Genomic DNA, 24,343 nt, shown 5'->3' with positions numbered 1-24,343 from the left:
GGATCTCGAAGCGTACAGCAAGCTTTGTCTGACAACACGCGGAGCTACCCGTGACGGTCAAAGCCGAAAAATTGACACTTGGCGGTGCTGCGCCCTACAGTGAAAACAGGCCTCCACGCGCCCATCCCGCGTCAACTTCCGCTTCAGTCCCCGTCCGGCGACGTTGGGGCGCGGCGTCGTTGTTTTGAAAGGAACATGGGTCTGTATGGGACTGTTTCGCAACGTCATCAACGAGCGGTTCGGCGACTTTGAAAACGCCCTCGCCGAATACATTGACAATGTTGGCAACACCTACACGGCGTTTGCCGGGGCTTTCACCAAGGTGCAGAAAACGATGTTCCCCGACCTGTCCGCCGATGTAGAGGAGTTGCCGATTCCGGCACCGGCCCCAGAAACGCCCAAGCCGGCGACCCCAAAGATGACGGCTCCAGCCGCCAAACCGGAAGCCGCCCCGAAGCCGCCGCCGGCAAAATCTGCACCGAACGCGGAGGCGGCGGCGCCGCCCCCAAAATCTGAACCGGCGTTGAAGCCTGAGCTGGCTTCGGCGCCGGAAGTCAAAGCCGCGCCGCCGCCCGTTGTTGAGACGGCTGCACCGAAGCCGGCACCAAAATCGGAACCTGCGCCGTCTCCGGCAGTCGCAGCGCCAGCTGCGCCGGAAGCCAAACCTGCGCCGCCGCCTGTCGCTGAGGCAGCCGCGCCAAAGGCTGCGTCGCCGCCAAAGCCGGAGCCGACGCCGCCTCCGCCAGTAAGCAACCCGGCGATAGAAGCGCCGGCCGCCCAGCCGCTCGAAAGCGCGTCGGTGGAAAAAACCCAAAAACTGGCCTCACCGCCTCCACAAGGCCAGTCACTAGAAGAAACTCAGCCAATGGCGTCGCCAGTGCCGCCAGCTGCGCCGCGCCCGAAGCCTTCCGCCCCACCGCCCTTCGGCGGCGGCCCGCGTCCCAATCGCCCCGGACGGCCGGACGGCGAATAACCTCATACGATCCGCTGGAGGATGGCTCGCATGGAATTACTCAAGTTTGAGCGTGATGACCTCAAGCCCCTAGAAGGGTTGCTCCGGCTGGCCGCCATTGCCGGGACAGGCATCTTTTACGTGACGACGTTTCAGTTTTCGAGCTTTTTCCCAAACTTTTACATCCGGCTCTACAATGAGCTGGCCGACTTCGACCCCGGCAAGATGGGAGCGACGGGCGGCGGAGCCGCGCCGCGCGTTGCCGCGCCGAAGTCGCCGGCGGCGGAAAAACCAGCCGCCAAAGCTGCGCCGAAGCCGGCCGCCAAGGCGGCAACAGCGGAAGACGCTTGAGCATCCGGTGTGCGGAGGCCGTACAGCCGGCGCCGCACGTTGGCGGTTGTACCGGCGACGCCAATCTCAGCGCCGGGAAAGGATGCGTGTTGCCATGTTGCGCATGGCGGGTTTGCTCTTCGTCGCCGCCGTCATCGTTTTCGCCCTGTCAACGCCGGAGGCGGCCGGTCGCCGCGCCACAGCGGTCACCGGCCTTTGGCTGGATCAGCCCCTGACGAACTGGAACCGCCCGGACGGTCGGACGCCCTCTCCGCCGGAACCCGCTGACATTCCGGACATCGCTGCCCCCGCCGTTTGCAATGAGCGCCTGCGCCGTCCTGTCACCGCCGCTGAGCGGACACTTGTCAAACGTGGGTGGAAGCTTTTCGGCGCGGCGCAAACGTTTGACGCAACGCAGGTGATCCTGGCGACAACGGGCTGGGACGGCATGTGTCGTCCGGTGGGCTACCAGGCGTTCGTTTATTGGGACGGTCGTTACGCTGGAACGCTCGCGCCGGTCGCAATGAACGCCCGAACCGACGGCGCACTGGCGGATGTCACGCTGGTGACGCCCACCGAACTTGTCGCTGAGTTTGACCGCTACGCCGCCGGCGACCCGGCTTGCTGTCCATCACGGCGGGCGGTTGTGACCTATACGCTCCACCACGACGACTTGCCGGTAGTTGTGGCGACGAACGTCCGGCACCGTCCGGCCTGCCCGGACGCGGGATCTGAACCGCCGGCCAACCCTGAACCACCTACTGACACGACGCTGAGCGGCCGCCGCTGGACGCTCACCAAGCTTGAAGGCAAGCCGGTCAACACCGCCGAACCCTTCCTTGAGTTTGACGCTTCCACGCTGCGCGTCACCGGCTCTGACGGCTGTAATCGCTTTGCAGGGCGCTACGACATACGCGGCGACCGAATCAAGTTTTTTCAGCTTGCCGGTACGAAGCGCGCTTGTCTGGACGAAGCCGTTCGCAAGCTTGAAATGCGTTTCAATCGTGCGCTGCCGAAGGTCAACCGGTTTGTAGTGCGCGACAACCAGCTTCTGCTCTACAATGGCCGCCAACTGTTGATGACCTTGACGGCGAAGTAGACTCGGCGTCCGCGTGAGGCAAGTTCTGTGACTCCCGTTCAACCGGCGCGTCCGTTCGCTTTGCTGCGGAGGACCTGTGTCATCCTGACAATGCTGACGCCGGTGCTCTGGCTGGTGGCGCGGCGCTTAGTTTGGGCGACGCTGCGCCCGGCGTCGCCCCACCTGGACGCGCTTGATGCCCGTGCGGCGCGGCGGCTGCGCGAAGCCTGCGAGCGGTTGGGTGTCATCTTCGTCAAGTTGGGGCAACTGCTTGGCGTGCGCGCGGATTTTCTCCCGCCGCCCTATGTCGCTGAACTCAGCCGTTTGCAGGATGACGTTACGCCGGTGGATTTTCGCTACGTTCGGGCGGCGCTTGAACGCGAATTCGGCATGCCCCTCGCCTTGGCGTTTGACGCCTTTGACGAGACGCCACTGGCGACGGCGAGCATCGGGCAGGTGCATCGCGCGCGCTACGCCGGACGGGACGTGGTGGTGAAGTTTCTGCGTCCCGACACGCGCGAGCGTTTGGCGCTTGATCTGCGTCTGCTGCGCTGGTGGGCGTATCTGGGTCGCCGGATTGACCCGCGCCGCCAGTGGAAGCTGATTGACGACATTCTGGACGCCATCGAGTCGGGCTTTTTCGAGGAAGCCGACTTCGCCGCCGAACGCGAGCACGCCGAACGCCTGCGCGAGCAACTGGCGGGCATGCCGGGCGTTTACGTGCCGTACACCGTTCCGGCGCGTTGCACGCCGAACGTCCTGACGCTGGAGTTCTGCCCCGGCGCGCGCATCGCCGATGTCGCCCGGTTGCGCGCATGGGGCGTGGACACCGACGCGCTGCTCAACCGCTTGGTGGAGTTGTACGCCCGGATGATGCTGCTGGACGGCTACTACCACGCCGATCCGCATCCGGGGAATTTTCTCGTCCAGCCTGACGGTACGCTGGTGCTGCTTGACTTCGGGTTGGTGCGCGAACTGTCGGAGGCGACGCGCCGAACGCTCTACGATGCGGCGCGGGCGGCGCTCAGCGGCGACATGGGGCGGGTGGTGGATTGTCTTTACGCATCGGGCATGCTGTCGCCGGAGTCGCCCCGCGCTGAAGCGGAGCGGTTTGTGGCGGCGTTTGCGCGGCTGAGCGTCGCCTTCAACAACAACACCCGTGAGCGCGTTGCGGCGCTGGAAGACCTCCTCCGGCGACACTCGAACCTCAAATTCGTCATTCCGCCCGATTTGCTCTACGCCTTTCGGCTGGTGCAGATGCTGGAGGGCGTGGCGTCGAATTTTCGTCCCGGTTGGAATGTCGTCGCCGACGGCGGCGACGGCCTTGCGGCGGCGTTTGCGGCGTTTGTGCTGGACGGCCCGCCTGCCGGAACCGCCTCGCCGTTTGATCGGCTAGTGGATACGTTGCGTTTCGGTTTTGGGACGGCGGCGCGGACGCTGGCCGACCGTTTGGGCATCTTGGTGCGCGTCTTGGCGCGTTAGCGCCGTTCCCGCGCAAGCATGACGGCGCTCGCTCATCGGAGGTCTCGTCAGAGGGCGCTACATTGGGCGGAAAACGTGGCAAGTTTTCATCGCAGGAACTTGCCATGCGCGGCAAAATCCAGCCATGGAATTTGCAGAACTCCTCCGACTGGTCGGCAACGAGCCGGTCTTCGAGACCGGATTGCTCCTAGCCGGCGCGGTTGACCCGAACGACGTGCGGCGTCAACTCTCGCGCTGGACGACGGCCGGCCGCCTCTACCAACTGCGTCGCGGGTTGTACGCCCTCTGCTGACCCGCGAGAACCTGCTGCGCCTGTTGGGCGAGACGTGAGCGGCGACCGAACGGCCGCCGCGCCGGACGTCAGATTTGTCCGACCCACGTCGCGTCGGCGACTTCCCGCCAGCGGGCGCGAATCGCCGCGATGTCGCTTTCCGGCAACGGGCCGGCGGCGACGTGGCGCGCATTGGCTTCCCAGCGGCCGGCCTGCGTCGTTCCGACAATCGCCGTGTGTACGCCGGGCTGCGAGAGGGTAAAGCGCAGCGCGTAGCCAACGGCGGCGTCCACGTCCCATTTGAGGAAATCGTAGTTGAGTTTTTGGAGGCGCTCCCAGTAGGTGTGGTGGTAGGGATTGTCTGGCCGCCGTCCCGTACGCCATGCGGCATTGGCGATGGGACGCTTGGCGATAACGCCCATGTTGCGCGCCCGCGCCAGGGGCAGTGTCAGATCAATCGCCTCCTGATCGGCAATGTTGATCGAGGTTTGCAGTGTGTCGAAGACGCCGAGTTCAACCGCGAATTTCGCCGCCTCACCGTCGCCGCTGTAGCCAATGTAGCGCGTCATGCCGCGTTCCCGCGCCCGTTGCAGTCCGGTGATGCACTCGCCTCGCCGGAGAGTTTCCGCGTCGCAGGAGTGCAGTTGGACCAGATCGAGGTAATCGGTTCGCAGGCGGCGCAGGCTTTCCGCGATGTGTTCCAGCACGCCTGCTTCCGACCAGTCGTAGCGCGTGAAGCCATCCGTCGCGCCGCACTTTGTAAACAGGAAGACGTTTTGCCTCCGTCCGGCGAGGGCTACGCCAAGCATGGCTTCACTGGACTGGTAGGCTGCGGCTGTATCAATAACATTGAGGCCGGCGTCAATGGCCGCGCCGATGAGCGCTGTGACCTGCCCTTGGGTGACGCCGGGCGTAAAGCCGATTTCCGCGCCGCCGAACCCCAGCGCGCTTACGTGCATGTCGGTTTGTCCAAGTCGGCGGTATTCCATTGCGCACTCCCCACATCGCTAATGTTGCGTTGATGTGGTTTGGCGTGATCGGCCTGCCCAAGGCATCTGAAAGCGTGTGCTATACAGAACTTGCGTTTGGTGGAAGCACACTCGCTACGGAGCAGCGGCGGCGGCCAGGCTGCCCGGATGCGGACTCATCACCGCCCACAGTCATCCGCTCGATGCGCCGGCCGGTCGGCAACGTAATGATGAAGTTCGTCCCAACGCCGACCTGACTCCGTACGTTTACATTGCCGCCATGCGCCGCGACAATGTTGCGAACAATCGCCAACCCCAGCCCGACGCCCACCGCGCGCTGCGCGGTCGCCTGTCGGTACGGGTCGAAGATGTACGGTACGTCCTTTTCAGGAATGCCGGGACCGGTGTCAATCACCTGAATCAGCAGCAGTTCACGCCCCCGTTCGACGCCCTTCCCGGCGACGACCGACACCTCCAGCGTAATTTCCCCGCCTTCCGGCGTAAACTTCACCGCGTTGGAAAGCAGGTTTGTCACGGCGCGCTCCAGTTTGCCGGCGTCGGCTGACATCGTCGGCAGGTCGTCGGGAATCAGACCCGTCAAGGTTTGTCCTTTTGCCGCCGCCAACGGGCGCGCCGTCGCCAGCGCCGCTTCCAGGAAGACCTTCGGCGACACGGGCTGTATGTTGAGCTGGAGCGTCGTCGTTTCGGCGCGCATCACTTCGAGCATCTCATTGATGAGTTGGAGCGTCCGGTCGGCGCTCAGCGCCGTGTTGTGCATGATTTCCCGGATTTCCGCATCAATCTTGTCCACAATGAGCGTTTCCAGTAAGTCCAGTAGCATGCGCACCGAAGCCAGCGGCGCTTTGAGGTCGTGGACGAGCATGGCTGTAAACCGCTGCTTGACGGCGTCAAGTTCGCGCAGCCGGTCGTTGGCTTCCGCCAATTCGAGGTTTTTAGCAGCCAGCAGCCGCGACACTTTCGCCCGCTTGCGGACGGCGCGGTTCTTGGCGGCCAGCTTCGCCTGCGCGACGCGCGTCTTCGTCAGCAGCCGCGCGCGGTACAGACGAGCCTGATACAGCCCGCCCAGCGCGCCGACGGCGAGCAGCGCATAGACGGCGTACGCCCACCACGAGCGCCACCACGGCGGACGAATGAAAAGCTTGAGCTGGAGACCATTCTCGTTCCACAGACCGTCATTGTTGGCGGCTTTGACGGCAATAATCCAACTGCCCGGTGATAAGTCGGCTAAGGTGATCTCATCTCGGGTTCCGAGCGGCCGCCAGTCGCGGTCGCGGCCCACGATGCGATAGGCGAACTGGTTGGCGTCCGGCGCGTTGAAATCCAGCGCCGCCAAAAGGAGCGTCACGCCGCCGTCCTCATAGTTGAGCGTCACGGCGGCATTGTCCGGCGTTGCCAGAAAGGTTTTGCCGGTGGCTTTGACCAACGCGGCGACTGGCGGCGGGTGGGGGTTGTCCTCCAATTCGTCAGGCGGAAAAGCGGTCAGTCCCTGCGTCCCGCCGAAAACCATGATTCCGGCGCGCGTCTTGAGATACGCCCGGCGGTTGAACTCTCTGCCCTGAAGCCCTTCTTCCGCGCGGTAGTGCCGAATCTTGCCCGTGTCAGGCTCGTAGCGGGCCAGACCGTTGTCGGTGCTGATCCACAGTCGCCCACGCTTGTCTTCAAGGACGGCGTAAACGTTGTCGTGCGGCAGCCCCTGCCGTTCGGTCAGCGCGTAAAAGCGGTCTTGCGCGGCGTCGTAGCGCAGCAGCCCCATGCCTTTGGTCGCCAACCAGAAACGTCCCCGGCTGTCGGTGAGAAAGGCGCACACGGTCGGCACGCCTGACGTGGGCCGCCCCAACGCCGACTGCCAGCCGCGCAGTTCCTTGCCGTCCGGCGCCAGCCGCAATACACCCAGCCGATGGCCAATCCACAATGCGCCGTCAGGTGTGCGCTCCAGCGCCTCAACCGCCAACGCTTCCTTGTCAAAGGGCGACGGCAGCGCCACGCCCTCCAACGTCGGCTTGACGCTGCGGCGGTCGGGCGAGATGGTGAACAACCCGCTCTCGGAGCCAACGAGTAGCGCGCCGTCGCGGTCTTCGTAGATGACCCGGATTGCCTGCGGGCGGCTGTTTTCGTTCGGCGGCATCGGAAACGGACGAAACCGCTCAGTCCGACGGTCGAAGGTTTGCAATCCGGCGTCTGTCCCGACCCAGAGCTGTCCTGCTCGGTCTTCCAGCACCGCCCAGACTTTGTCGTGCGCCAGCGATTGCGCGTCACCCGGACGATGCTGGTAGGCGCGAATTGTGCGCTGTGTGCGGCTCAAGTGGTTGAGTCCGCCGTACGTGCCGACCCACCAGTCGCCTTCCTTGTCTTCGCACATCCCACGGATGTACCCGTCGCTCAACGTGTTGGGACGCTCCGGGTCGGTGCGATAGGTTTTAAAATAGGCGGCGTAGGGCGTGAGCTTGGACAGTCCGAACCGTCCGTCGCCGACCCAGATGACGCCCGACCGATCGCGGTAAACGACCAACGGCAGGTCGCCAACCGGGCTGCGTAGATTGGTCGGCGCATAAGGAGCGAGTTGGCAGGCGTTAGACCGGACATCAAAGCGGACGACGCCGTAGCCGACGACGCCTGCCCAGAGAAAGTCGCCGTCGGCGGTCAGGTTGGAAACGTATCGCGAACCGCCCGGCGGTAGATTGAATCGGTGGAAAGTGATCACCCGTTCGTCCTGCGCGTCATACTCCGTCAAGCCCCAATCATCCGACCCAACCTTCCCTGTGCTGATGTACAGCCGCCCGTTTGGATGGTAAGCGACGGCATACTGCTGTCGGTCTTCGTCCGACAGCAGTTGGACAAACCGCTCCGTTTGTTGGTCGAAGCGCCAGAGCCGGTCGGCGAACGTCAGCCATACGCGACCATCCGGCGACGCGGTGAGGCTCTGCACGTACTGGTAAGTCAGCGGCGGCAGCCCCGGCCGTTCCACGTTCGGCAGCGGAAACAGCTTGGCTTGCTCGGACTTCAGACGGTAGCGGATGAGATAACCGTCGCCGCCAATCCACAAATTGCCCTGTGCGTCTTCGTAAAGCGCGCTGGTGTACCGCCGTCTCTTGCTTTCCAGCTTGGGCAGCGAGGCGCGAATGAAGCGGTCTGTGGTTGGATCATAGCGGCACAACTCCCCGCTGCTAGGCAGAATCCAGAGCGCGCCGTCGCGGGCGGCGCACAGGCCAATCACCATGTTGGAGGGAAGGCTGTGCGGGTCATCGGGGTTGTGGCGGTACGAGAAAATGCGCCGCCCGTCGTAGCGGTTGAGGCCGTCTTCCGTGCCAATCCAGAGAAAGCCATGTTTGTCCTGCACGATGCACCGGACGGCTAGGTTGGAAAGCTCCTGATTGCGCTCAAAACGCTGGAAGCGCAGCGCATTTGACCACGTGGCAGCCTGTGCGAACGCCGGCAACGCAAGAGCCGGCCACAGCGCAAGAAAACACAACAGCGAGCGAAGCAGCGCGAGCATGACATCCGGATCATTGGTTATGAAAACCACCGAGCCGGCCGCTATAGTAACCCGCCTTGTCCTAGACCGTCCAATCCGCTTGACGCACAGGGCGTCGCCACCCAAAGTCCCACCTAGCACGTTAGGTCGTCGTGCCATACTTGCTTGCTGTCGGGGGTCGTCGTCCCATATGTCTGTTGCGCCGGACTTACCGCTTCCGCCCCATTACAGCGCCTTCCAGACCCTGCAGGCTGACTACCTTGGTGCCGGGCCGGACGCGCTCTTCGCCGCCGCCGACCGGTGGCGCGAAACCCACCGATTGCCGCCGGCGGCTGCGGACACCCGCCGTGCGCACCTGCTCGTCATTGATATGCAGGTGGACTTTTGCTTTCCGTCGGGGGCGCTCTACGTTGCCGGCCGGTCGGGAACTGGCGGGACGGATGCGCTGCGGCGCGTGGTGGAGTTCATTTACCGGCGCCTAGGCGTCATTTCGGAGATTACCTGTACGCTTGACAGCCACCTACCCCATCAGGTGTTTTTCCCCGGCGCGCATCTGACCAAAGATGGGGATTTTGTCGCGCCGTACACAACCATTACGGCTGCAGACTACCGCGCCGGTCGCTACCGGCCTAACCCGGCGCTGGCGGCGCAACTGGGGGTGACGGTCGAGTGGTTGACTCACCAATTCACCGACTATTGCACGCGGTTGGAGGCGTCCGGCAAGTACGCGCTACACATCTGGCCCTATCACTGTCTGATAGGAACGGCTGGACACCGGCTGGCCGGAGCGCTGGACGACGCGCGCCTCTTCCACGCTTTTGCGCGCGGCGCGGCGAACGCGCCGGAACTCAAGGGCGACAGCCCCCTGACAGAACACTACTCGGTGTTTGCGCCAGAGGTGGCGACAAGTTGGGACGGACGGCCGCTGCCGCGCGCGACGCGCAATATGGCGTTGCTGGAGCGGTTGCTAACAGCAGACGCGGTCTTGGTCGCCGGGTTGGCGTCGAGTCACTGCGTAGCAGCGAGCGTTGCCGATCTACTGGCTTTCGTTCGGGAACGCAATCCATACTTAGCGCACCGGATTGTCCTGCTGCGGGACGCCATGGCACCGGTCGTCGCGCCCGGCGCGGATTTCACTGACGCGGCCGAGGCGGCGTTAGCCGAGTTTCAAGCGGCCGGGGCGCGCGTCCTAACGACGACTGATCCGGTGGAACAGTGGTGGGGCTGATGCGATTGGCGGTGTTCAATCAGTCAGGCGGCGTCGGCAAAACCTCGCTGACGCGCGATCTGGGGTATGAACTAGCAATGCGCGGCCGGCGCGTGTTGCTCATTGACGCCGATCCGCAGGGGACGTTGGGGAGTTTTCTGGGGCTAGAGCCCGCTGTCCGACCGCGCGCCGACACCTTCTGGGCGACCATATGCGACGGCGACGACAGGCCGCCGGTCGTCCATCCGACGTCCTTTGACCTGACCGTGGGGTTGGCGAACCGGTTTCTTATCGGTGACGAACTGGCGCTCATGCAGCAAAGCGATCCGGCGCGGCTGCTGGCGGCAGCGGAAACGCACCTAACCGACTATGACTGGGTGTTGTTCGACTGTCCGCCGAAGATTTCCGAAATCACGCTCCAGATTTTGCTGGCAGCGGATGCGCTGCTCGCGCCAGTGCAGACCGAGGCGAAGTCCGTTGAGAGCTTCGCCGAGGTGCAGCTTGAAATCGTCAAGGCGCAGCGACGGCGGAAAAACATGCGTCTTACGCCGCTGCGCGTGCTGGGCGTCGTGCCGACGCTTTACAATCCGCGTCTGGTGCTGCACCGCCACCATTATGAGGAGTTGACGCGGCGCATCTGTCCGTCGTTCGGCTACCAGGTGTTTGCGCCGATTCGGGACTACGTGGCTGTTTCCGAGGCCGGAACACGCCGTCAACCGCTGCAGCGGTATGCGCCGAAGTGTCCAGCGGCGGCGGACGTGGCGGCGCTGGCGGCGGCGCTGCTAGCTGGCGTGGAAGGGGAGCGGTAGGGCTGGAAAGGAGCGTTTTATGTCAAAGGTCAAGCGTTTTTCCGACGCGCCGACGTTGTCGCCGGCGCGATTGTCGGCGCTGGCCGACCATGTGGCGGCCGAACTCGGCACGGACGCCGGCGTCGTTGAAACGCCGCTCGCGGATTTGCGGGAAAATCCCTACCAACCACGCCGGACGTTTGACGCCGAGGCGCTGCGTGACCTAACCGACTCCATCCGGCGGCACGGCGTCTTGCAACCGCTCATCGGACGGCGCGAGCCAGATGGCCGAGTGACACTCATTGCCGGTCATCGCCGATGGCGGGCGGCGGCGGCGGCCGGCTTGACGCACGCGCCGGTTATCCTGCGGCGCGACGTTTCGGACGCCGATTTGCAGGTGTTGGCGCTGGTGGAAAACCTTCAGCGCGAAGACCTCCATCCGGTTGAGAAGGCGCGGGCGCTGGGCGCAGTCGCACGCCGTTTTCGGACGCAGGCGGAGGCGGCCGAAGCGTTGGGGATGAAGCGATCGGCGCTAGCGATGTGGCTGCGCGTGCTTGATCTGGGCGACGAAGTTCTGGACGTGTGCGCGACGCATCCGAACTGTTCCCTGCGAATGCTGTTGGATTTGTTAGCGCTGGCGCCCGCGCGCCGCCTAACGGCCGCAAAGCGGTTAGTTATGGCGCCGCCTGTTACCCCTGCGCCTTCGTCTGCCGCTGGGTCATTAGGCGAAGTTGGCGGGCGGGTGTTTCAGTTCACCTACCGTGTACCGGGTCGGCAGGCGACGCTGCGGGTGATAGTGACGACGACGGCGCGGCGGGCGGCGACGACGCGAGCCGACCTCCGGGCGGCGCTGGAAGCCGCGCTTGACCGCCTGAACGAAGCGGAATAGGCGCGTCGTCAGGCGGCGTTGTCAACACGTTGACAACGCCGCAAAGTCCTGAAAACAGAAGCCTTGATGTGAGCTAGGCAGGACGCAGCCAGTGCGTCGCGCCTTTTCCCTACGGAAGTTCCGATAATGACTAGAAGTTGAATCGCAGGCTCAGCACGACGCGCCGGTTACCAGCATCCACGGGTTCGCCGCCGCCGAAGCGCCCACCGAAAAAGCCCGCCGTATTAGTCGAAGTTCCGAAAAACGGCGACGCCAAATTGCCGACCGGCGGCCCTGGATTGACGCGGTTGAGGAGGTTTTGAATCTGGACGCTGAAGGTTAGGCTGAAGCGGCGGTCGGAGCCGCCGCCCCCACCGAAACCGCCAAAACCTCCGAAGCCGCCAAAACCACCAAAGCCCCCGAAACCGCCGCCGCGTCCGCCGCCTCCTCCTCCGCGCCAGCCGCCGCGCCCACTGTCGTCCGCCCGATTCCCACCTTCCCGCACCGCGCCGAAACCAAAGGTTTTTGCCAACCGGAGATTGATCGTAAAAAAGCCCGGCCCTTCAGCGAAGTTGCGCGGGATAATGCGCTGTCCCGGCAGCGGGTCAGTGTCGAACGCGCCGAAGCGCGTCACGACGACGCTCGGTCGACTGAGGTCGGTCGCCAACGCTGGGCGGTCATTGAAGACTGTATCGCCATTGAGGTCGCGCCCGATCGTAATGTTGAAGGGCGCGCCGCTGCGAACAATGACAAAGGGCGCGAGCGCCACGCCGAACGGCAGGTTGAAGTTGGAGAACATAAACAGATTGTGCCGAATGTCGAGCGAGGAGCGCCCGAACTCGGCGCGCAGGTCGTAGGGGTCGGCCGGCTGGCTAAACACGCCGTCCGTGTCGCTTTCCGCCTTCGAGAGCCGGTAAAATGCGCCAAGCGAGAAGCGACTGTTGAAGCCTGTCCGCACGCCGATGATGAGCTGGTGCTGCGTGAACTTGCCGGTGGACTCCGTCTCAAACACGTTTCCAATAGGACCAAGCGGGAAGACGCCGCTGCCTGGTACGCGCGGATCAAACGTTCCCGGCAGCGGCGCGTTGACGTTGCGTGTCCGCAGGCCATGCAACGTCCGGTTGAAAACGTAGTTGGCCGAAGCCGTCAATCCCTTGGGCAACTGCCGCTCAATCCCGATGTTGGCCTGGATGGAGTAGGGCGCGCGAATGTCGGCGTTCAAGCGACGAATGTTTTGCGCCCGCCGGAACGGCGCCAACAGATCAAGCGACGGGATGGCCGGAAACACATCGAGAATCGTCGGATCGGTCACGACAAACTGCTGCTGCGTCCGCCCGTCAAACCGCCGGGCTTGCAGCGTCAATGACTCATTCACCCGGTCATAAAAAACGCCGGCTCCAAAGCGCAGAACGGTCTTCGTTTGCCCGCCGTTGCGCCCGTCAAGTCCCCACGCCAGCCCGACGCGCGGCGCGAAGTTGAAGTTGCTTGAAATGTTAGTCTGGTTTTCGTAGCGCAAACCGTAGCTCAACGTCAGGTTGGGGCGGACTTTCCAATCATCCTGCACAAACAGCCCGACATCGTGCTGTTCAACCGTCGCGCGCGGGTCGCCGGCCGCCAGCGTGAGCTGATTCGCCCCACCGCCGATGGCGCGGATTTGCGCGGGCGTCAAGCCCAACCGTTGTCCCAGTAGCGTCCGGCGGTAGCGTTCCAGACTCGTAATCTGAACAAACGAGCCAGGAATCGGCTGGTTGTTGGCGTTGAGTTCGGGCACGACGCCGCCGGCGAAGATATATGTCCCGCCGAAGTTGTTGGGTGAGATGTCCTCGTTACCGACGTAGCGGTAGCGTCCGCCGAACTTGAGGGTGTGGTTGCCAGTCGTCCATGTCGTGAAGTTGTTGACTTCAAAGCGATCCGACGTGGTGCGCGCGTTGCCTGTCTGCGCGCCGCCGCCGCTGAACGCTCCCTGAACGTTGAGCGCCGGGGCGTCAAGCGCCGGAATAACGGCGGTGGTGGTGCGGGTGAACTGAAAGCGCGTTTCGTTAACCGCCGAAGGGGACAGAATCGCCGTTTCGGTCAGTTGAAACCGATGGTCGCGCAGTTCGTTCGTCAACGCCTGTTCCGGCAGTGTGAACGACGACAACCCGCCGTTGCTCACGCGGCTGCTGTTGAAGCTGTAGCGCCCGACTAAGGTGTGTTTCTCGCTCAACTGCACGTCAAAGCGCGGCGTGATCTCCCACTGGCGGCGCGGCACGACAACCGCGCGCGCAAAAACCGCTGGGTTAAGATTGGCGTCAAGAATCGTCGCGTTAATGTTGGCGTTGTCGTCGGTTTCGCGGCGCTCAAAGTCAAAGGCGAACGACGCCTTGCCTTTCTTGACGGGACCGCCGAGGTTGACGCCGTACAGTCGCTGCTGAAACGCTGCGCGCTGCGGCGTAAACGGGTTGCGCGAGTTGAAAATGGCGTCGCCGGCGTTGAAAAACGCTGAGCCGCGAAAGTCGTCGCTGCCCGGCTTAGTGAGAATTTCAATCCGTCCAAAGCCGATCTGGTCAAACTCGGCCGCGAAGGGGTTTGAGTTGATGCGAATTTCCCGAATGGCGTTCTTGGAAGGCAGCCGGCCGCCGGAAAAGCCATCCACGAAGATTTGCCCGCCGTTCGGCCCGGCGGACGGCCCGGCCAGCGCCTGCAGCGCGCTTTGCAGGTCATCGGGGTCGTCCGGCAAGGCTTCAAGGTCTTTGCCGCGCAGGACAATCGCCCCGGCGTTGTTGTCCGGCGCCGTGGAAACGGGCGCTTCTGAGTTCACCTGAACCTGTTCGGCGACTTCCACCGCCAGTTTGATGGAAACCGTTTCCCGTCGTCCCGCCGTTACGGTCACGGTCCTGTCGTCATAGGGCTTGAAGCCTTCCATCTCAACGTGCAGCGTGTAGTCGCCCGGCGGAACGTTGCCGAAGGTGAAGTTGCCAAGGTCGTCGCTGGTCGTCGTCAGTGTTTTACCGTTTTTGTCGGTCAACGTGACGGCGGCGCCGCCGATGACGGCGCCGGTTTCATCCGCAACTTGGCCGCGAACAACACCGGTGGTCTGCGCCGCCTCAACCGCCGCCGATGGTCTTCGCTCTTGCGCCGCAGCCACGGCGTCAATCGCCGCCCAGCTTGCGCCAAGGGTCAGTGCGCAGCCTACTAATTGCCAGGTCTTGATGCTTTTCATTGGTCTCTGCTCTTTCCTTGCCGTTTTTTATTGCTAACCGTCCTCTTGCTGGGACGCCGGGGGTTTGTCCCTTTCGGCCGCTTCACTAAGGCAGACCGATGCCGAGTTCGAGTCCGCCCGCGCCGAAGCCTACGCCGCCGGCGCCCGCCGCCTGACGCGCAAAGCGGGCAAAGAGGGCATCAAGCCCCTTGACGACCGTAACAGCAGTGGCGCGGTTGGGGGTTGCGCCTTCCGTCGTGAGGACCAGAAGCTTGGTTTCTGGTTTAAGGTCGCTGAGTTGAAGCGGCGGTAGGAACTCAATAAGCGCCGCCGGATCAAAGCCGCCACCCATGAAACGACCCGGCCCACCGCTGAAGCCTCCGCCCGGCGGCCCGCTGGTTGGTGATCCCGCCGGCTGCGCACCTTCGCCGGTCGGCGGCCCACCGGGACGCGGCCTGCCGCCGGATCCGAAGAATCCGCCTTCGGGAACCTGCTTGAGGTTGGAATCAGGGGTGATGAGGAGCGTAAGCAGTGCGCCGCCATCGTCCTTGACGATGATTTCCTTCTTGTCGGCGTCCACAGCGACCACTGTGACCAACAGCGTTTTGAATGTGCCGAAAACAACCTGTTCGGCGTCGTAGCTCGCACCGTCCTCGCTACGTTTGCCAAGGGCGCGCAACTGATCGCCGACGCGCACCGCGCCGAAGTCGCTCGGCTTGGCGTCGCTGAACTTGACCGAGTCTGGTGTGTACCGTCGAAACGTCGTCTTGTCGGTGGTGACGATGGTGAGTTCCTTAAGTCCTTCACGGGTACGCTGGGCGACCGTAATCGTCCGCTTTGCGGCGTCTACGGCCGTGACCTTGCCGAACGTCCCACGCTCACGCCAAGCGGCGCGTTCAAGTTCTTGTTTTTTGGCGATGTCGCCCTTGCTCATCACGATCATGAGTGTGATGGGCGCAACCTTACCGTCGGGGGTCAGGCGCTTCTTAGCCGTAACGCGGTCGCCGATTTCGATGTCGGCCAGCGTAATGGGCACGGCGTCGGCCAGTGCGGTCTTGCCAAGCGGCAAACGCTTGAACTGCGACTGGTCGGTGTAGGGAAACATCACGACTTCGCCGGTGTCGCTTTTGACCGTGATGGTTGCTGTTTCAATGTCCAGCTCAGTAACAGTGCCGATGATGGTGACGCTGGTCGGCGCTTGCGTCGCCGTCTCCTGCACTGATCCAGCGACGCCAGACGCGCTGAAGCTTCCGATCAGGAATCCGGTCATGATGAGTGTTCGCATGGCGTTCTCTACCACCTGCCGCGCCGAAACGGCGCAGGAATGTCTCGGTCGCGTCTGTGCGACTCGTACGCCGGTTGTGACGCTAAGTTCCGCTCAAGTATGTGCCGGGAGCAACGTTTGACGATTCTTTACGTGCGCACCTCGGCGGTGAAAACGACTGCCCAAACGCAGCGCAGTCGTGCTAGAGTGCGTTTCGTTTGAAATCGTACAGTTTGTGTGGATTTCCGCTCGATGACCATTGCAACACATAGCTCCGTCACTGAAACGGCCGTCAAACGCGCCATTCCAATGAACATCTTTCGGCAAAACGCCCCGCTGACGGCCGTTTGCCTCGAAAACCGTGAACTGGTCGGCCCGGGCGGCATTGGTACCGTCCGCCACTTGGTGTTCGACACCTCGGCCGGCCCTTATCCCTTCTTGGAAGGGCAGAGCGCCGGTGTCATTCCGCCCGGCGTGGACGCCAACGGCAAGCCGCACAAGCTTCGGCTGTATTCCATTGCTTCAACGCGCCATGGCGACCGGGGCGACGGCAAGACGCTTTCGCTGTGCGTCCGGCGGTTGGAGTATCCGCATCCAGAGACAGGAGAAATCGTTTACGGCGTTTGTTCGAGCTATTTGTGCGGGCTGGAGGTTGGCGCAGAAGTCAAGATGACCGGTCCAACCGGCAAAGCCATGCTCCTGCCGGATGACCCTACCGCGACCATCATCATGCTGGCGACGGGCACTGGCATTGCGCCATTTCGAGCATATCTGTGGCGTATGTTCCGGGAGCGCAATCCCGACTATGAATTTCGCGGCTTGGCGTGGCTGATTTTCGGTATTCCGACAACGGCGAACATTCTGTACCGCGACGAACTGGAGGATTTCCAGCGGCACGCGAACTTCCGTTTGACCTACGCCATCAGCCGCGAGCAGAAAAACGCGCGCGGCGGGCGAATGTATATTCAGGATCGCGTCGCCGAACACGTCGCCGAGCTATGGGAGCTGCTTCAGCGGGACAACACACATGTGTTCATTTGTGGACTGCGTGGCATGGAAGACGGCATTGACGCCGCCTTCGCTGGATATGCGGCGCAGTGCGGCGTACAGTGGGCAGAGTACCGCGAGCATCTTGAAAAGTCTCACCGCTGGCACGTTGAGACCTACTAACGCCACAGTAAGGCAACCCCGCCGGTCGGCGCAGGGGCAAGAAGCGCTCATGGCGCGTTAGACAAAACGGCTCGCTCCGCCGACTGGGCGGCCGTTGCCTGCAACGCTCACGCCCCAGCTAGGGTTATGGCGCCATTACCTTCTTGCAAACCGCCCGAAAACAAACTGACCGCCGGAAGATACCTGCCTTGAAGTGCAGAAAGGCGTCTCCACCGGCGTCGCCCGAACGCCGCCCAACAATAATCCGTCGCTCTCAAGCCGCTGATCTAGGCTCTGACACCTCAGCGGAAAATCGCTGAGGCGTCATCCGCCGCCGTTGCTCCGGCTGACTGTGCGGCCCAGGCCTCAAAGAGCTCTTCTTTGGTTTTCAAGCCCAAGCGGGGCAGAGCATGGTTGACGACGTACGTCACTCCGGCATGGCGGTTGTCCCACATTGCTTGGTGGGCTTCCGGCAGTTCATCCCATGCGACGACGACCGGCGGCGTCACATCCAGCAAGCCAGCGGCGACGGCGTCGTTCATCGCTACAATCTCGTAGGCGTTGTTGAGGTGCGTCCCCCAGATGTTCGCCGTCGGCATGTCAATCCGGCGTTGCCGCATCCAGACCTGCGGCGCATAGAAGCTGTACCGTCGCCCAGCCATCTCTTCGGTGTACACCACTCGCCCAGTGTAGGGCTTGACCAGCATCGTGCTGACGCCAAGGGTGTCCTGTCCGGCGCGCTCGACAATCATATCAGGGTAGCCGCGCGGGTTGTCCGGCGCAGCCAGCAGTCGTCCGACAGACGCAGCAAAGGGCTTGAATGTGATTTCGGTAAAAAGACGGACGGCTTCCTTGAAGGCCGCTGTTTGGGCCTTGGGGTCGGGCAACGCCGGCATGGTTTCGGGCCAGACGAAGTCTGCACCATAGCGCCGCTGAATGTCTTCAATGCTCACAATCCCGCGGACGGCGTCGCCGAAGCCAAGGCTGGCGACAAACTCCTTTTGGCCGTCCGTCCGGGTGGCGACAACCACCCGCGCGTGCGCTTCACGGACGGCCTCGATGATTTCAATGCCGGTTTCATCCACCAGGTCCTCGCCGACGCCGTAGTAGACGAGCACCGACTGCCCAGCGCGCAACCCGACGCGCTGAAGCATCTCGGCAGGCGCGGCTGCACCCGGCTTGCCCATGAACGTGAAGTGATAGCCGGACGACGCGCCATAGAAGGTCAGCGTCCCGCCCGGACCCAGCAGTTGGAAACTCCGTGGGAACGCGCGTTCGCCAGCGTGTGAAATCACGTAATCGGCGAGTTGGCCGTCGTTCTGGGCGCGGAAAGCATCCAGTAGTGGTTTTCCGGCGGCTTCCCAGTCCGCCCACTGCGCAGGATCCTCCGGGACTTTCGTAAAGCAGTCGGCTAGTTCTGGCGCGCGCCGATTGATGACGCCTGTTGCGCCGTGACGTTTGACAAACGCAGCCCGCTCTGTGCTGGACACCAGTCCCGTCACCTTGACGTTGTTGCGGACGCCGACCTTGACCGCTTCGAAACCTGTCCCGGTCGCTGCGCCTTCGACAAACATGCGCTTCCCCGGCTCAATCTTGAGGGTTGTAAACAGCGCCCGGTAGATGGTTCCCAGATTGAGCATGTAACTGCCTGCCGCCTCCAGCGTCAGGTCTTCCAGCTTGTGGTGCAGTTGGGGGGGCTGCACAAGGAGAAACTGCCCGTGCGAACCGTTCGGCTCTTGGTAGCCCTGAATGCCAAAGTCGGCGAACATCGGGTCTAATCCGACCAGCGGCGAGAACAGGTCGTTCTGACCCGAGTAGATGGAAACCAAATCGCCCACTTGTAGACGACCTTCGCGCTTGACCTCGCTGCCCAGCGCTACGATTAAACCGACGCCGCCCGAACCCGTGATGTGAAAATCCTGGTCGTGGTCGTCCATGACGGAAATCGGAATGCCGGTCAGCGCCCAGATGTCGTTGAAGTTGACCTCGCTAGCCAGCACGTAAACGAGCGCCTCGGCGGGACGCGGCTCTGGAACGGGGACGATAAAGTGCTTCTCAACATCTTTGGGGTCGCCGTGCACTGCCGCGCCGGTCACAGGGTCTTTGATGAGACCTTGGGCGTATTGGTACTTGGGGATGGGAGTGAGACCCGGATAGAACGGCGTTCCGATTGGTAGGAGTTCGCCGCGTTCCAACAAGGCCTTTTCTTCCGGCGATCCAACCATAATGAGCGGGCGCGGCGGCAGCGGCGCGCTCTTTTTGTCTAGAAACGCCTGAATTCCCGCCTGACCGCCCTCCGGGTCGGCGACGGCTTCAGCGAACACTTGGGCTTCGTGTTTCAGCCCGGCTGCATACCCGTGCTCAAGACCGAAAAATAGGCAATCGAGTACACGCCGGACGGCTTTTTCACGTCCAACAGCACGCGCCTGCGCCAGCAAGCGCGCCACGCGGGGATGGGCCTCGACCTCGGTGCGGGAAAGGCCGGTTTGTGGTGCAGCCCACCGTTCCAATGCCGCCCGCCGCCGCGCAAACGCTTCGGCGAGCGGCCCGCCGCCGGTCAGGATGTACTCACGCGCCAGCCGCGCCGCAACCTCAACCGCCGAATGGGCGTCCATCGCCAGTTCATCCACTAAGCCGAGCGACTGGGCTGTCTGAGCGTCAAGGTTGCGCCCGCCGACAAGGATTTCAATGGCGTCAAGCAAGGTGTCAGGTACGGCCGTCGGAGCAGCGGCCGCAGCGGAGGCGGAAGGATTCGACATAGCTGAAACCGACCTTTCACAAAGCGTACCGTGTTTCTCAGTATCGCATGGGTTCACGTTGCTGCGCTATGTTGAGGGCGCTTTGGTGAGATCCCTCCGCTGCGACGCTCCGCGCCTTTCACGAACCTATGTTTGAACAGCATGAGAAGAGTTTGTTGCCCGACACCGAACTAACCCGGCGCCACTTTGTGCTAACTTCACTGGCGGCCGGTTTCGCCTTAGCTGCACAGCCTATCAGCGCCCAAACCATCATCACTGACACGAAGGGGATTACAACCGGCGAGGTGGCTATTCCGAACGCTGACATCAAGTTTCCCGCCTATCAGGCTATGCCTGAACGCGGCAAGGCTTTCCCGGTCGTGATTGTCATCCACGAGATTTTTGGTGTCCACGAGTATATCAAGGACATCTGCCGGCGACTAGCAAAGGTCGGCTACATGGCGATCGCCCCGGAACTCTTTGCGCGGCAGGGTGATGTCTCGAAGCTGGAAAGCATCGGCGACATCATCTCAAAGGTGGTGTCCAAGGTACCGGACGCGCAGGTCCTGTCGGACTTGGCTAGCTGCATTGCCTACGCCGCTAAGACCGGCAGGGGCGACATCGAACGGTTGGGGATCACCGGCTTCTGTTGGGGTGGGCGCATGACGTGGTTGTTTGCCGCCTTTGAACCCAAAATCCGAGCCGCCGTCGCTTGGTACGGCGCACTGGTTGCCAACCCTCGCAACAACCCAGATTTCAAACCTGACCCGATGCGGTTGGTCTTCCCAATTGATATCGCCCCGGAGCTGAAAACGCCCGTGCTGGGGCTGTATGGCGGCAAGGATCAGGGCATCCCGTTGGAAACGGTGGAACGGATGCGCGAGGCGCTCGCCAAGGGGAAGTCCGGCTCAAAAATCATTGTGTACCCTGAAGCGCCGCATGGTTTTCACGCTGACTACCGCCCGTCCTACCGAAAGGAGGATGCCCAAGCTGCGTGGCAAGAAATGCTGGCGTGGTTCAAGCGGCACGGTGTGGGTTGACAGGTATGCGCGCCGGGAGCCTATGCGAATAACGCTAGGGCAGTTTCTGCGTCATGGGGCAACGCCTACGCAGTCCGCGCAATGGTCGGCGTGCCGTGAACGCCGCTGCACGCCGACCGCTCGATGCGCCGCAAACAGTATTCGCCACGGCGTTGCGGAAAAGGCGCTAAAACGCCAACCGCAGTGAAAACTGTATTGAACGCGGACCGCCGAACTGGAAAAGTTGGTTGAAGCCGCTTGCCGGACTCGTTTGCCGCGTCGCTGTTCCCGATACGCCCGCCAGCGCCCGCCCGAGCATGCTTGACGACTCTCCATTGTTGAAGCCGATGTTCCCATTCGGCAGCCGCGCCGGACCGCCGGGCGCGCCCGGAATCGCAAAGTTGGGTGTGTTGAAAATGTTGAAAAACTCAGCTGCAAACTGAAGCCGCAGTTGTTCGTACAGCGTGAATGTTCGCCGTACCGAGAAGTCCAATTGGTTGGCTCCAATCCAGCGCAAGCTATTGCGTCCAAGCGTACCCTGCCGGTTGCGCGCCGGCTCAGCAAAGGCGGCCGCGTTGAGCCGGCGGCCGCCGGGCGCGTTGCCGTCGCGGATAAACGTCGGCTGCCCCGGTACAAGGTCAACCCGCCGCGTACTCCCAATGTTGAACACGTCGAAAGACTGTGAGATGACGTTGAGCGGTTGTCCCGAACGCGCCCGGAAAATGCCGTTGACCGACCAGCCGCCCAGCAGCGCCCGGACAACAGGGTTGTCGGAGAAAGTCGGGATGTCGTACGTCACCGCCATCGTGAACGTATGCCGGATGTCGAAGTCGGACGGCCCGCGCTCCAATCGTTGGTTGAAACCTTCCAGCGGAATGCCCTGAAAAGCCTCATCGGATACGTCGTCAATGGATTTCGACCACGTATAGGACGCCAACGCTTGTACGCCGCGCGCGAGCCGCCGCCGGTACTGCATTTGCAGCGCGTTGTAGTTTGAGGAAGTCGCGTTGCGCGTCACAACGACCGGTGACCCGGCTGCCGGCGACGCCGATGGCGCCGGCCCAAACACCGCCGGGTTGATGACAATCACGGGGCGGTCAAGACCAAAATTCTGCCGCGCAAACGCCTCGTTGTAGTTGCGCAGTTGCTCACTCCGCAGCAGACGCCGACCGGCTGCGCCGACGTAGGAAATCGTCACGGCGTTGTTGCGCCCGATGGCGCGTTCAAGCGTGACGTTCCAGTGGTGTGTGTATGGCAGCCGCAGGTTGCGGTCGAAAACGAAAAAGCTGGAGCTGATGGGCAGGTTGTTAGGTTCAAGAAACGGTGGCGGCTGGATGTCGGCCTCATTCGCCGGAAAACGCAACTGCGCCGGGTTGGTGATGGTTCGAAAGGTGTTGTAGGGAAAACTGTTGAAGCCACGCAGCGCCGTTCCTGTACCGAGGTCGTAAAACAGGCCGTAGCCACCGCGTAGAATCCAGCCGCCAAGCAGTTCATTGAGCGCTGAGCCAGTGCGTTCGGCGAACTGATACGCGATCCCAAAGCGCGGCGCAAAATCCGTGTAGCGCGTCCGCCACTGGCGCACGCCGGCCGGGGCCAGCCGCGCCGTCAGCGGGTTTTCCAACCCGTCAATTGAAAACGGCAGCCGTTCACCGTCCAGCGGCGGGTTGAGTTCGTGCCGCAGTCCAAAGGTCAACGTCAGACGCGGCAGCACGCGCCATGTGTCCTGAATGAAGGACGAAAAATTGTGGATGCGGAAGCCCGTAACCGGCGCAAACGCCTGAATGGAAATCGAGGTCGGCACACCGGTGGCGCGGCTGGCCGGCGTTGCAAAGACATAACTAATGGAAAGCGCCCGCGTGTCTTGAATCGGGCGCAGCAGGCGGTAATCCGCGCCAGCTTTGAGTTCGTGATTGCCGACCACATAGGTTACGCTGCCGACGAGATTGAACTGGCGCTGAAGCTGGCCCAACGTTCGCCCCTGCGTGAGGTTGGCGGCGGAAACGCCCGATATGCCCGGAATTGTTTGAAGACTAACGGCCGTGGTTGCGCGCGGCGCAAACGACGGGAAAATCAGCGAGTCCGGCGGCAACACCGCGCCGTCCCGTTCGACGCCCCGGAAGTCGAAGTTGCCGCGTGAACGACCGAAGTTCACCCGCGTATCCAGCACCAGATTCGGGCGGATCGCCCACGTCACGCCGCCGGTCAGGCTGCGGTTGTTCCGCTCAAAGGCGTTCTCCTGACTGGGGAAGGACCGAAACCGGCTGCCCGATGGCGAGTTGAGAAAGGTGAAGAAGGCGCTGGCCGTCTGACCAAGCTTCTGGTCAAAACGCAGGCTGAGGGTGTCCACTTCAGAGGGGTCAGAGATCCCTGTGATGTAGCGCGCTGCGTCGGGCGGGTCGCCCGGCTGCGCCGGGGCGTTCGGCAGGGGGAATGCATTGAGGACGGCGCGAAACGGCTCCGGCGCCGCCTGCCGCGCCGCCAACGACGGTACGCGGGCGACAAAAATCGTCCCCGGTACGAGCAACCGCAGGCCCTCGTACGTCGCAAAGAAAAACGACCGATTACGTCCGTCATACAGTCCCGGAATACGGATAGGACCGCCGAGCGTGCCGCCGAACTGATTCAAACGCAGCGGCAGGCGCGGGCGGCCGTCGCGGTTGTTGAACCAGTCGTTGGCGTCAAGCTTCTCATTGCGCAGGTAATGGAATAGCGAGCCGGTAAACGCATTCGACCCGCTGCGCGTGGAGATCGAAATCTGTCCGCCGGGTGTCCGTCCGTATTCCGCCGCGAAGCTTGAAGTCTGAACGCGAAACTCCTGCATGGCGTCGGCCGGCACGAGGCTGTTCGTGCCGCCCAGAATCGTCAGCGCCGGTTGCGTTCCTGCGCCCTGCTGGAACGACTGCGCTGTGACGGCTGCGCCAAAGTTGGCGCTCACACCGTCCACCATGAAGTAGTTGGCGTTGGTACGCTGCCCGTTGATGCTGAATTGTCCCGTAGAGGTGATGCTCGCCGCTGCAAGCACCGTGCCGGGCGTCAACTCAATGAGCGCCTGAAAGCTGCGTCCGTTGAGCGGCAGATTTTCAACAAACTTGCGTTCAACGACCGTCCCCAACGCGCCTGACTCGCGGTTGATAAGATCGCCGCCGCTTTCCACCGTCATCGTTTCACTAATAGGGCCGGCAACCAACGTAAAATCCTTGGAGACAATGGCTTCGACGTTGACGACGACGCGCGTTTCAACCGCCGTTTGGAAGCCGTCGCGCTTGACTTCAAGGCGATATTCCCCCGGCGACAGCTCGGCGATGACATAGCGCCCGGAAGCGTTCGTCGTCGCCGTCCGGGTGAAGTTTGTGGCGAGGTTGGTGGCGGTGACTTCCGCGCCGCCGACAAATGCGCCGCTGCTGTCGCGGACAATGCCGGTGATCGTCCCAGTCGGCGCAGCCGCCGCAAAACCAAAGCCGAACACCATCACCGCAACCAACCAAGTGGCGCAATTGACCCAACGGGTGAGTGGCATTGCCATAACGTGCTCCTGGAGAGGCGATCAAGATAGAG

At 62.7% G+C, this 24,343-nt stretch carries 14 protein-coding genes and 2 pseudogenes; 10 read left to right on the top strand and 6 right to left on the bottom strand.

Features of this window, described 5'->3' with window-relative positions; genetic code table 11:
* Positions 1 to 205 precede the first annotated feature (205 nt).
* The 5 genes from NZ585_11120 (at position 206) to NZ585_11100 (ending at position 4,134) form a co-directional block, all read left to right on the top strand.
* Positions 206 to 973 (top strand): hypothetical protein, encoded by a 768-nt coding sequence (locus tag NZ585_11120; GenBank protein MCS7080579.1) that lies wholly within the window; start codon positions 206 to 208, stop codon positions 971 to 973.
* Positions 974 to 1,003: 30 nt separating this feature from the next.
* Positions 1,004 to 1,303 carry a hypothetical protein gene (locus tag NZ585_11115; GenBank protein ID MCS7080578.1) on the top strand — a complete coding sequence of 100 codons (300 nt, stop codon included), beginning with the start codon at positions 1,004 to 1,006 and terminating at the stop codon, positions 1,301 to 1,303.
* Positions 1,304 to 1,397: 94 nt separating this feature from the next.
* On the top strand, positions 1,398 to 2,381 hold the full coding sequence (locus NZ585_11110; protein MCS7080577.1) for an META domain-containing protein: 984 nt from the start codon (positions 1,398 to 1,400) through the stop codon (positions 2,379 to 2,381).
* 27 nt (positions 2,382 to 2,408) lie between these two features.
* Positions 2,409 to 3,842 carry an AarF/UbiB family protein gene (locus tag NZ585_11105; protein ID MCS7080576.1) on the top strand — a complete coding sequence of 478 codons (1,434 nt, stop codon included), beginning with the start codon at positions 2,409 to 2,411 and terminating at the stop codon, positions 3,840 to 3,842.
* A gap of 124 nt (positions 3,843 to 3,966) precedes the next feature.
* Entirely contained in the window at positions 3,967 to 4,134 is a 168-nt protein-coding gene (locus NZ585_11100; GenBank protein ID MCS7080575.1) for a hypothetical protein, read from the top strand.
* Positions 4,135 to 4,202: 68 nt separating this feature from the next.
* Here the strand turns inward: NZ585_11100 and NZ585_11095 are convergent, their stop codons facing one another.
* Complete coding sequence (locus NZ585_11095) at positions 4,203 to 5,102, bottom strand: aldo/keto reductase (GenBank protein MCS7080574.1); 900 nt, start codon at positions 5,100 to 5,102, stop codon at positions 4,203 to 4,205.
* Between the two features lie 79 nt (positions 5,103 to 5,181).
* Entirely contained in the window at positions 5,182 to 8,595 is a 3,414-nt protein-coding gene (locus NZ585_11090) for an ATP-binding protein (protein ID MCS7080573.1), read from the bottom strand.
* A 169-nt stretch (positions 8,596 to 8,764) separates the two neighbouring features.
* On the opposite strand from NZ585_11090, the gene NZ585_11085 reads away from it, so the two are divergent.
* Genes NZ585_11085 through NZ585_11075 form a run of 3 tightly spaced genes read left to right on the top strand, consistent with a single transcriptional unit; the run spans position 8,765 to position 11,458 of the window.
* Positions 8,765 to 9,802, top strand: coding sequence for a nicotinamidase (locus tag NZ585_11085; protein ID MCS7080572.1), 1,038 nt, complete (start codon positions 8,765 to 8,767; stop codon positions 9,800 to 9,802).
* Complete coding sequence (locus NZ585_11080) at positions 9,802 to 10,590, top strand: ParA family protein (protein ID MCS7080571.1); 789 nt, start codon at positions 9,802 to 9,804, stop codon at positions 10,588 to 10,590. The genes NZ585_11085 and NZ585_11080 overlap by 1 nt, the downstream gene beginning before the upstream one ends.
* Positions 10,591 to 10,609: 19 nt before the next feature.
* Positions 10,610 to 11,458, top strand: a complete 849-nt coding sequence (locus NZ585_11075) for a ParB/RepB/Spo0J family partition protein (protein ID MCS7080570.1) — start codon at positions 10,610 to 10,612, stop codon at positions 11,456 to 11,458.
* Between the two features lie 130 nt (positions 11,459 to 11,588).
* On the opposite strand, the gene NZ585_11070 is transcribed toward NZ585_11075, so the two are convergent.
* Both NZ585_11070 and NZ585_11065 read right to left on the bottom strand, forming a co-directional pair.
* Positions 11,589 to 14,639 (bottom strand): TonB-dependent receptor, encoded by a 3,051-nt coding sequence (locus tag NZ585_11070; protein ID MCS7080569.1) that lies wholly within the window; start codon positions 14,637 to 14,639, stop codon positions 11,589 to 11,591.
* A gap of 85 nt (positions 14,640 to 14,724) precedes the next feature.
* Positions 14,725 to 15,903, bottom strand: coding sequence for a hypothetical protein (locus NZ585_11065; protein MCS7080568.1), 1,179 nt, complete (start codon positions 15,901 to 15,903; stop codon positions 14,725 to 14,727).
* Positions 15,904 to 16,185: 282 nt separating this feature from the next.
* Here NZ585_11065 and NZ585_11060 point away from each other — a divergent pair.
* Positions 16,186 to 17,052: pseudogene (locus NZ585_11060) on the top strand (ferredoxin--NADP(+) reductase).
* A 281-nt stretch (positions 17,053 to 17,333) separates the two neighbouring features.
* On the opposite strand, the pseudogene NZ585_11055 reads toward NZ585_11060, so the two are convergent.
* Positions 17,334 to 19,733 (bottom strand): annotated as a pseudogene (locus tag NZ585_11055) (zinc-binding dehydrogenase).
* A 185-nt stretch (positions 19,734 to 19,918) separates the two neighbouring features.
* Here NZ585_11055 and NZ585_11050 point away from each other — a divergent pair.
* The gene (locus NZ585_11050; protein ID MCS7080567.1) at positions 19,919 to 20,809 is read left to right on the top strand and encodes a dienelactone hydrolase family protein; all 891 of its coding nucleotides are present in this window, start codon (positions 19,919 to 19,921) and stop codon (positions 20,807 to 20,809) included.
* 166 nt (positions 20,810 to 20,975) lie between these two features.
* Here NZ585_11050 and NZ585_11045 read toward each other — a convergent pair whose 3' ends face one another.
* Positions 20,976 to 24,311: a TonB-dependent receptor gene (locus NZ585_11045; GenBank protein MCS7080566.1), complete on the bottom strand. Its 3,336-nt coding sequence runs from the start codon at positions 24,309 to 24,311 to the stop codon at positions 20,976 to 20,978.
* Between the last annotated feature and the right edge of the window lie 32 nt (positions 24,312 to 24,343).

Origin of the sequence: Chloracidobacterium sp., from assembly GCA_025057975.1 — a bacterium.
Classification (GTDB): Bacteria; Acidobacteriota; Blastocatellia; order Chloracidobacteriales; family Chloracidobacteriaceae; genus Chloracidobacterium.
The sequence above is the reverse complement of the archived record's forward strand: the minus strand, read 5'-3'. Positions and strand labels throughout refer to the sequence as shown.

What these genes read in the sequence shown, in the direction of transcription:
- NZ585_11085 (MCS7080572.1), top strand. Translation starts at nt 8,765, where the DNA reads ATGTCTGTTGCGCCGGACTTACCGCTTCCGCCCCATTACAGCGCCTTC.
- NZ585_11100 (MCS7080575.1), top strand. Translation starts at nt 3,967, where the DNA reads ATGGAATTTGCAGAACTCCTCCGACTGGTCGGCAACGAGCCGGTCTTC.
- NZ585_11050 (MCS7080567.1), top strand. Translation starts at nt 19,919, where the DNA reads ATGTTTGAACAGCATGAGAAGAGTTTGTTGCCCGACACCGAACTAACC.
- NZ585_11090 (MCS7080573.1), bottom strand. Translation starts at nt 8,595, where the DNA reads ATGCTCGCGCTGCTTCGCTCGCTGTTGTGTTTTCTTGCGCTGTGGCCG.
- NZ585_11080 (MCS7080571.1), top strand. Translation starts at nt 9,802, where the DNA reads ATGCGATTGGCGGTGTTCAATCAGTCAGGCGGCGTCGGCAAAACCTCG.
- NZ585_11075 (MCS7080570.1), top strand. Translation starts at nt 10,610, where the DNA reads ATGTCAAAGGTCAAGCGTTTTTCCGACGCGCCGACGTTGTCGCCGGCG.
- NZ585_11115 (MCS7080578.1), top strand. Translation starts at nt 1,004, where the DNA reads ATGGAATTACTCAAGTTTGAGCGTGATGACCTCAAGCCCCTAGAAGGG.
- NZ585_11065 (MCS7080568.1), bottom strand. Translation starts at nt 15,903, where the DNA reads ATGCGAACACTCATCATGACCGGATTCCTGATCGGAAGCTTCAGCGCG.
- NZ585_11070 (MCS7080569.1), bottom strand. Translation starts at nt 14,639, where the DNA reads ATGAAAAGCATCAAGACCTGGCAATTAGTAGGCTGCGCACTGACCCTT.
- NZ585_11095 (MCS7080574.1), bottom strand. Translation starts at nt 5,102, where the DNA reads ATGGAATACCGCCGACTTGGACAAACCGACATGCACGTAAGCGCGCTG.
- NZ585_11110 (MCS7080577.1), top strand. Translation starts at nt 1,398, where the DNA reads ATGTTGCGCATGGCGGGTTTGCTCTTCGTCGCCGCCGTCATCGTTTTC.
- NZ585_11045 (MCS7080566.1), bottom strand. Translation starts at nt 24,311, where the DNA reads ATGGCAATGCCACTCACCCGTTGGGTCAATTGCGCCACTTGGTTGGTT.
- NZ585_11120 (MCS7080579.1), top strand. Translation starts at nt 206, where the DNA reads ATGGGACTGTTTCGCAACGTCATCAACGAGCGGTTCGGCGACTTTGAA.